The 7959-nt window shown below is 34.2% G+C and carries 6 protein-coding genes, 1 pseudogene and 1 riboswitch; all 7 genes and pseudogenes read right to left on the bottom strand.

All coding sequences use genetic code 11. The annotated features are described in order from the left end of the window. Nucleotides 1-553: 553 nt before the first annotated feature. On the bottom strand, nucleotides 554-1036 hold the full coding sequence (locus BUB87_RS07600) for a family 4 glycosyl hydrolase (RefSeq protein ID WP_073343603.1): 483 nt from the start codon (nucleotides 1034-1036) through the stop codon (nucleotides 554-556). Nucleotides 1037-1051: 15 nt separating this feature from the next. Next, complete coding sequence (locus tag BUB87_RS15185) at nucleotides 1052-1231, bottom strand: family 4 glycosyl hydrolase (RefSeq protein WP_073343600.1); 180 nt, start codon at nucleotides 1229-1231, stop codon at nucleotides 1052-1054. Between the two features lie 42 nt (nucleotides 1232-1273). Further along, the gene (locus BUB87_RS07590) at nucleotides 1274-2227 is read right to left on the bottom strand and encodes a carbohydrate kinase family protein (protein ID WP_073343597.1); all 954 of its coding nucleotides are present in this window, start codon (nucleotides 2225-2227) and stop codon (nucleotides 1274-1276) included. 33 nt (nucleotides 2228-2260) lie between these two features. Further along, nucleotides 2261-3523, bottom strand: a complete 1263-nt coding sequence (locus BUB87_RS07585) for an ROK family transcriptional regulator (protein WP_073343594.1) — start codon at nucleotides 3521-3523, stop codon at nucleotides 2261-2263. Nucleotides 3524-3941: 418 nt separating this feature from the next. After that, nucleotides 3942-5870, bottom strand: a complete 1929-nt coding sequence (locus BUB87_RS07580; RefSeq protein ID WP_073343592.1) for an ABC transporter substrate-binding protein — start codon at nucleotides 5868-5870, stop codon at nucleotides 3942-3944. Between the two features lie 115 nt (nucleotides 5871-5985). Beyond that, nucleotides 5986-6240: a hypothetical protein gene (locus BUB87_RS14375; RefSeq protein WP_159432380.1), complete on the bottom strand. Its 255-nt coding sequence runs from the start codon at nucleotides 6238-6240 to the stop codon at nucleotides 5986-5988. Between the two features lie 414 nt (nucleotides 6241-6654). Continuing rightward, nucleotides 6655-7591: pseudogene (locus BUB87_RS07570) on the bottom strand (IS30 family transposase). 220 nt (nucleotides 7592-7811) lie between these two features. Then, a riboswitch (purine riboswitch) is annotated at nucleotides 7812-7912 on the bottom strand. Nucleotides 7913-7959: the final 47 nt, after the last annotated feature.

Here is a 7959-nt window from a genome sequence, read left to right as displayed (position 1 = left end):
CTGCTTATATTTTAGCACATATTCTCTTTGCCCGCTGAATTCCGGCTTTCATCTCTTCAATGAATTGGAGAGGATTCCCGCCGGTTCTTCCTAAAATCCTCTAATTTAATCAAGGACAATAATGCCTTTCATTTTCTTTAATCCTCTGTTTTTCTCACCCATAGACGGATAATTTACGGTTATCGGGTTTGCAGTTCCATTTTATCACACAATGTCCTTATTAAGCGGATTCTTAAAATTCTCGAAAACAATAAAAAGTCGAATTTCTACCATTCTTCTACCGAGGAGCAGTTAACATATGGGGGTAACACAAAAAGGATGGTGTTGTCCTTCAAAATGCAAAGTAAAAGAAAAATAGCTGTCGCCGGTATTTCACTGGCTCCATTTTTTCTTGAAAGTTAAAAATAGGTGTTCCTCCCCATAGCTAAAGCCATAGTCTACCGCGTCAAGTTTTTTGGGTATATTTTCAAAATTATAAAAAATACAAAAAAATAAAACCCGGGAATTTTTGATATGCTCTCCTTTCTGTAAACAGTTTTATTTTTTCAACTGTCTATTTATAAGGAGAGTCTTCCCACTGTTGTATTTGATTAACACACCTTCTGGGATATTCGTCTAAGGGAATATTAAATTTTTCTATGAGTTCAGGATGTGTACTTTTTATAAACCATGGCACATACTCTGAGCTATGTTCGCTGGATTCCGTTACATAATAGCCAAACTGTTTCATTATCTCATAACGCACCATATCATCGTGAGGCGTCGGTCTATTAAAAGCCTTCTCTTTGATTTCAGGATATAGGTCTTTACCGTCCCTCGTTATCTCTAAAAGCCACCACTGATGGTTTATTCCGGCTATTTTCCACTGTACATTTTCAGTACTCATCCCTAATGGTGTCAATAATCCAGGAATACATTGTTGAACACTGTGACAGAGTCCCACCGTCTTCACACCAAATCTAATCAATGCCCCTGTTAGGATAGCCAAAGGATTAGTATAGTTAATAAAAAGTGCATCAGGACAAACCTCAGCCATATCGTCAGCAAATTCTTATGCTGTTATTTTGGCTTCACCTTTATAGTTTTCATTTATGTTTTTAAGCATCATTTCTGAGTCTTTAAGCCTTTGAGGATCAATGTCATAAAGAGCGATTTCAACACCTTTAAGGGCAGGATTTAAAATAACATCACCTAAAACATTTTTTGCAAATATGGTGCTTCCAGCCCCCATAAAAGTTATTTTAACTATTATAAAAACCCCCTCATTTTGTTCTTAATTTATATTCTCTTTAATATCTTTTAGTTTATAGTACTTTTTTAACGTTATAATATCAGGCTGACCAGCAATACCTCCAGGCATTGTGGTGTTAAGGCTACCACATATATTGGCAATTTTAAGACATTCTTCTAGAGGTAACCCACTTAAATATCCATATATAAAACCCGCATCAAAACTGTCTCCTGCTCCAACTGCATCAACAGTTTTTACTTCTAATGGTGGACAATAAAATCTATGTTTATCCTGCTGGGCAGTAGCGCCTTTTCTGCCTTGTTTAACAACTACAATAGGTACCAAAGTAGATAATTCTTCTATTGCTTCCATAACATCTGATTTTCCGGTAATTGCCTTGGCCTCTTCTTCGTTAGGGAAGAAAATGTCAATATATGGAAATACTTCATTTAGTCCTGTAGTCCACTTTTCCTCTGGATCCCAGTTTACATCAAGGCTTACAGACAATTGATGTTCTTTAGCTTGTTTAACTATATACGGCATATAAGGTTGTATTCTCTTTAATAAATAATAACTCCCTATATGTAGATGTCTACAATTAAACAAGACATTCCATGGTATATCCTCAATAGTAACAGTATCTATAGAACCATTATAAGTCAGTATAGCCCTATCATTCTCTTTACATAATATTGCACTTATACTGGTCTTTATATCATCTCTTCGATTGATATACCTTATATTGACTCCGGCATCATTTAATTTTTTTACTATCAGATTGCCAAAAATATCGTTCCCCACATTTCCTATTATTGCAGTTTTTAGGCCTAATTTAGCAGCTTGACTTGCAAATATACTACATGAACCGCCCAATTCTACAATATAATCGTCTACAAATTTCTCCTTTTGTCCAAACTCTGGTTCTATAGATCTACTTATTAATATTACATCAGCACATAAATCTGCTATGGTAAATATATCAAATTCCTTTTTCATAATACATGATTCTCCCCTCCACGATGTTTGAATTTACTCCCAAAATGAAGATAATAACTTTTCGGCTTTGGCCAATGCTACAGCTATAGCACCTATTACGCCGGCATTATTACCTAATTGGGCGGGAATTATTTCCGGTATAAACAAAACGTGCTTGCTCAGCATATCTTTCAAAGAAACTATAAATTTTTGGGGGACATCACTTAATTGCCCTCCTAATATAATTACTTCAGGATTTAAGATTGAAATTATATTTATGAGAGCTATACCTAAATATATTTTTATATCCTCTACAATTGAATTGGCAATATCGTCTCCTTTTTCCCATCTTTTCAAAACATCACTAATGCTTATATCTTCATCTGGAAATTTTTGACCTTTTAATTGCTCATACTTGTTTTTATAAGTATTAGCTATTGCGTCATTGCATATAAGTCTCTCTAGTGCCCCTTGTTCGCAAAACTTATCTTGAATCAGTTCTTTATCAGGTAACATAAAACCTATTTCTCCTGCTGCAAAGTTAACACCTCTATAAAGACGACCGTTTAATATAAAGCGTGCTGCAACCCCGTCTCCTAATTTTATATAGGCCATATTTTCATAATTTCGCCCTGCACCCTTCCAATATTCCCCTATTATACTCATATCAACGTCGTTCTCAACGATAAATGGAAACTTAAATTTCTCTTCCATCCGGTTCTTAAGATTTATTTGGTCCCACGATTTTATAAAAGGTGCTAAAATGTTCGTACCTGTATTTACATTCTTTATACCGGGTGAACCTATACCTGCTGCCAGTATCTTATCATTATTTATCTTATTTCTTTCTAACATAGAAAGTATTACGTTATGTACTCTGTTAAGTACAGACTCACCACCCTCATTCGCCATAGTAGGAACCTCATTAAAATCAATTATGTCACCATCCAGATTTGCAACTCCACAATGTATCTTGTATTCACCAATGTCAATTCCTAAAACGTAACCAAATGTCGAATTAAAACAAAGCAGTACAGGTTTTCTTCCTACACTAGAATCGTAAGTTCCCACTTCTTTGATAATACCCGCTTCTAATAATGCATTTATGTTGTTAGAAACTGCGGGCGGACTTAAGTTTAACTGACGTGCTATGTCAGCTCTAGATATGGGGCCTTTAGCCCGTACTAAGCGTATGATAGAAGCCTTGTTCTTGTTACCTATCATTTTAGGATTAGCCAGGTCAAAAAATGTACTATCGTCTATAGATGGTATTGATGTATTGTTATGCATATATACCTTTCCTCTATAATTTTTCATCTTCTTACAACATCCCTTTTTTCATTTTTTAGCGTAATACGAAGCTTTTATCACTCACACTATTATCTTTTAAGTTATATTCCTTACTTAATAATATAATACAACTTTATATTCAAAAAAACATATTATATTTTTTTATTTGTTAATTATTATTTAATCCTCATTTATTGCTACTAAATAGCTATATATAACTATTCCAACTTCCCATAAAGTTGACTACTCCCCGCCACAAGTGGCGGGGCTTTGTGCTAAGTTTCTCTGTATTTCTATGACATAATTTGTATGCACTTATTCTGATGCCTTCTTTTAACGGATTTTGTTTATTCACTTCTATTATAGCAGGCATTCAGAATAAGTGCGCTATTTTTATGTTAGATTTTTATCCACTACAACATTTATTATAGAACCAAGATATTAATTATTTGTCATTATAGGCTTTTTCCCCAGGTTTCCATGTTCCATTTACCAATAAAAGCATACCACCATCAAAGCCATAATTAAGTTCGTATACAGCTTCTTCATCAACAGGATTTGTCGGTAATGGCATATCTCTATTATATTTTGAAAATAAATTATGCATCGGGAGTGTATTTTCATCAATAATTGCTTTATTTATAAATATTGACGATGAATTTAAAAAGTAATCGAGTCCGAAGGCATTTTCATTTGCTATCCATGCAAGCGCACTTACAGCTTTTCTCATATCCTCATCATTCATATAAAGCAATTTATCTATTGTCTCATTAATATCTATAATTTTGCCATCTGGCCCCGGTAATTTCATATCAAGTTTACCATAATCTTTACCTTTCTTTGTTACTATTGGGAAATTCGCATAACTAGCTTGCGCACCTCGCCAGAATTCTGACAATGCAAACCAAGGATGCAAAAAATTCCAAGTTACATCTATCCAATCTGTTGACATATGATATTTATTATTAGGCCTTCGTGCATTTGTATAGTAAATGCTATCATCAACAGCTGAAAGTTTTGTTGGAAGCCCAAATGCTGTAAACTGTTCAGCTAATATTTCACTAGCATTTACTGCCATTCCAAACGAAGATGGTGCTCCAATTGATAGATTATATATTTTCCCATTTTTATCTCTCCATATACCATCACTGCCTTTTTGCCAACCATCTTGTTGCAACAATGCAGCTGCCTTATCAGGATCATAAATAAATTTAGTCATTTTCTTTCTTACGTCATCATTTATCCAATTCATCAGATTAAGTGGCATACCTATTACAGAAATATCTCCAACTGTAGCGGCCCAATTTGCAGCATCTCTTATTTTTTTTCTATCTGCTATATATTGTACCGCCCTTCTGAAATTTACATCATCAAAAGGTTTCATTTTTATGTTAAATATCACACCCAAATCTGCTTCGTCTTTCATTTTATAGAAAACCATATCTTTGTTCTTTCTGAGGATCGTCTCCATTATATCTTTTGTTGGGCTATAATCAGTTTGTGCTATTTTGCCTGATTGTATGAGTGCCAATCCACCAGCTTGATCTGTTTGATAGAGCTTTATTCTATCAAATTTTACCTTATCTTTATTATAATAATAAGGATTTTTTTCCATAATCAGTTGTGCAGATGTAACTGTCTTTACCATGAATGGTCCTGTCCCTATTGGATATTTTAATTTATACTTGATAAATGCATTCCAATTCTCATTCAATTCTGCACTGGCTTTATCATCTATTAACTTAGTAAATGGTCCTCTCTTATCAAGATCATTTGTAGTTGGTAAACGAGATAATATTTCATTTGCTTTATCAACGTATTTTGAAAAAATATGATAGGGAATAGTACCTTGGGTATCCTGAGCTATAAGCATATTTTTTATTTCTTCATTTGGTTGCGGATCTGCCCACTTAAAAATCACTGTATAATCATCTGGAATCTCTATAGAATTCAAAAATCTTGTAATAAATGTACCATTATTTAAAATATAAAATGCCCATATATCTTTGCTGGTAAAAGGTTTTCCATCATTCCATTTAACACCTTTTCTCAAATGTATTATTGATTCATTTCCCTTATTTTCTGGCAGTGCTGTGGCTAACCTTGGATATAAACGATTACTCACTCTAATAAATTCATATAATCCCTCAAAGACTGCTGCTTGTACAGGCCATCCAACTCCACCTGAAGAAAAATAGTTTCCTTGATATAAAGGCGGTTTAGGCCAACTACCTAATCTGCCGAAAGTTGCAATTTTAGAGCCTTTTAAATTATTACTACCACTTGTTGTTTTTGCGTTTGAACATCCGGCTGACAAGCTAGAAATAATCAGTAAAATGGCTACAGTAACAGAAATAAACTTTACCCTTTTCAACATAGAACCCCCTTTAATAATTTATTTTATTAGATTATTACGAAACCCCAAAAAGCTCTAAAATATTGAGGTTTCGCGTTATATTTTCAAAGGATTTCCCCCACTTTTGTCTAATTTAATATACAGCAATTCTTATCATAAGATCGGAGGGAATCCTATGAAAACCAACTTTAAACAAATTTCTCTTTGCGACATTTATGACGATGTTAAATCTTTCTTCGAAGATGATAAACCTAAGTTTATCGAACTCTTTGATTCTTTCATTGATTTCTCTGAAATCATCCCTTCTTCTTTCTACGACCATTATTACTTTCCTATTGATCATAGGGACTTTAGCATTGAATCTATGTTTTGTGTCATCTTTCTTCAAAAAATTCTATCTATCCCTAATACTCATTGCTTGTTTGTAACACACTTAATTTTCTAAAGAACCAAAAAACTTTTTTGTGACTTCTCCAGAATCCGTAACCCTTCTAAATTTTCCAGATTTTAAATTCTCTTACTTTAATGACATGAATCTTTCCTTTAAAACCATTATCATCAGTATCTAATTTGATATTGATACCTCTTTGTTTTTTCTTTTTACCTTATTTTACAATTACCTGTAAAAAATATTATTAACATAATTAATTAATGATATTAATAAATTATGTTAATAATATTATAACACAATACTTTTTTATGTCAATAGGAAAACGGTTTGTTAAATAGAAAATTTTTCCTTAAATTGCAATATTAAATGCGACACATTTTTTGGAAACCCGAATGATATTGGATTTCGCGATCATGAATTTTGAAACTCAGAAGTTAGCCGTTCTATTTCCCGGAAGAAAAGCTCTGCTGGCTGGCGGTAACCAAGGATTTTTCTTGGCAAGGTATTACACCAATCCTGTACCCGCCCAATTTGTGAAAGCGACAATTCACTAATAGCTGTCCCCTTAGGAATCAACCGCCTTACTAGGCCATTGTGCCGCTCATTATTAGTGGCTCGTTCCCAGGCAGAGTAAGGGTGAGTATAGTAAATATCAATCCCGTGGACATTTAGATTGGCAAACTCACTACCGTTATCCGCAGTGATGCTCTTAAACACCCGAGAAAACATAAGACCATACTGGCTTTTTAGCCGCTTTAATGCCTCATCCACTGCCTCAGCAGTTTTGCTTGCCAATGGGAGGAGCAGATGATAATGAGTTTTCCTCTCTGTTAGGATCAGCAGAGCATGGTCATTAGAGCGTCTTCCGAGAACAGTGTCGATTCCCCAATGGCCGAACTCCTCACGCTTTTCAATGCTATCAGGCCGCTCGCTAATACTCTTGCCAAAAAGGCGCTTGTGTTTTCTCAAAGAATTCTTCTTGGGTTTACGTCTGGTTTTTATGAAAAGGTCTATATTGCGGACTTTTGTCTTGAAGTATCTTTTGCTCAGCATATTGGAGGAAGGATTCAACCTGGAGGATCTTACTTTTTCGGCCACAGAAAGAGCGATTCTTCTCATATACCGCCTGGCCAGTTTCTAGGAAGTATGCTTCATACGTAGTTAGATCTGTACGGCATTGAGTTGTGGTGCCACGTTTTATTTCGCGGTAAATGGTGCTGCGATGACGGCCAAGTTTTTTAGCGATTTGAGTTGGTGAGAATCCTTCTTTTAAAAGAGCACAAATTTTACCTCTTTCATAAGGTGTAAGGTGTTTAAAAGTACAAGGTGATGTTTTTTGGTGTCGTATTTAATTTTACAATTAACCTGTTATATATTTTTATTATTGTTTTAGTATTAAATGTATTAATATGGCTTGTAAAAAAATAAGTATAAACCATGGCTTATGAATGAGAGTGTTAATAGACAAAAATAAAAGGTAAGGCAACACATAAGTGTAACCTTACCAAAAGGAGTCTTATTTATGATTATTATTCCCAGCCCTACAAAATCTATAACAGAATATATTGACTTAGGCCAAAATATCTATATACCCCAACTTTACGGTTATCCGGTAGAGACTCCTGGACCATATTACCAGGATTATATGGGAGCGCTTATGTATTTTGACAGATTTCAACAATTAATCTGAAAAAGTTTAGCCATTTTGCAACAATT

Origin of the sequence: Caldanaerobius fijiensis DSM 17918, assembly GCF_900129075.1 — a bacterium.
GTDB classification, from domain to species: domain Bacteria; phylum Bacillota; class Thermoanaerobacteria; order Thermoanaerobacterales; family Caldanaerobiaceae; genus Caldanaerobius; species Caldanaerobius fijiensis.
Note: the sequence above shows the minus strand (reverse complement) of the source record. Positions and strands in the feature narration are given on the sequence as shown.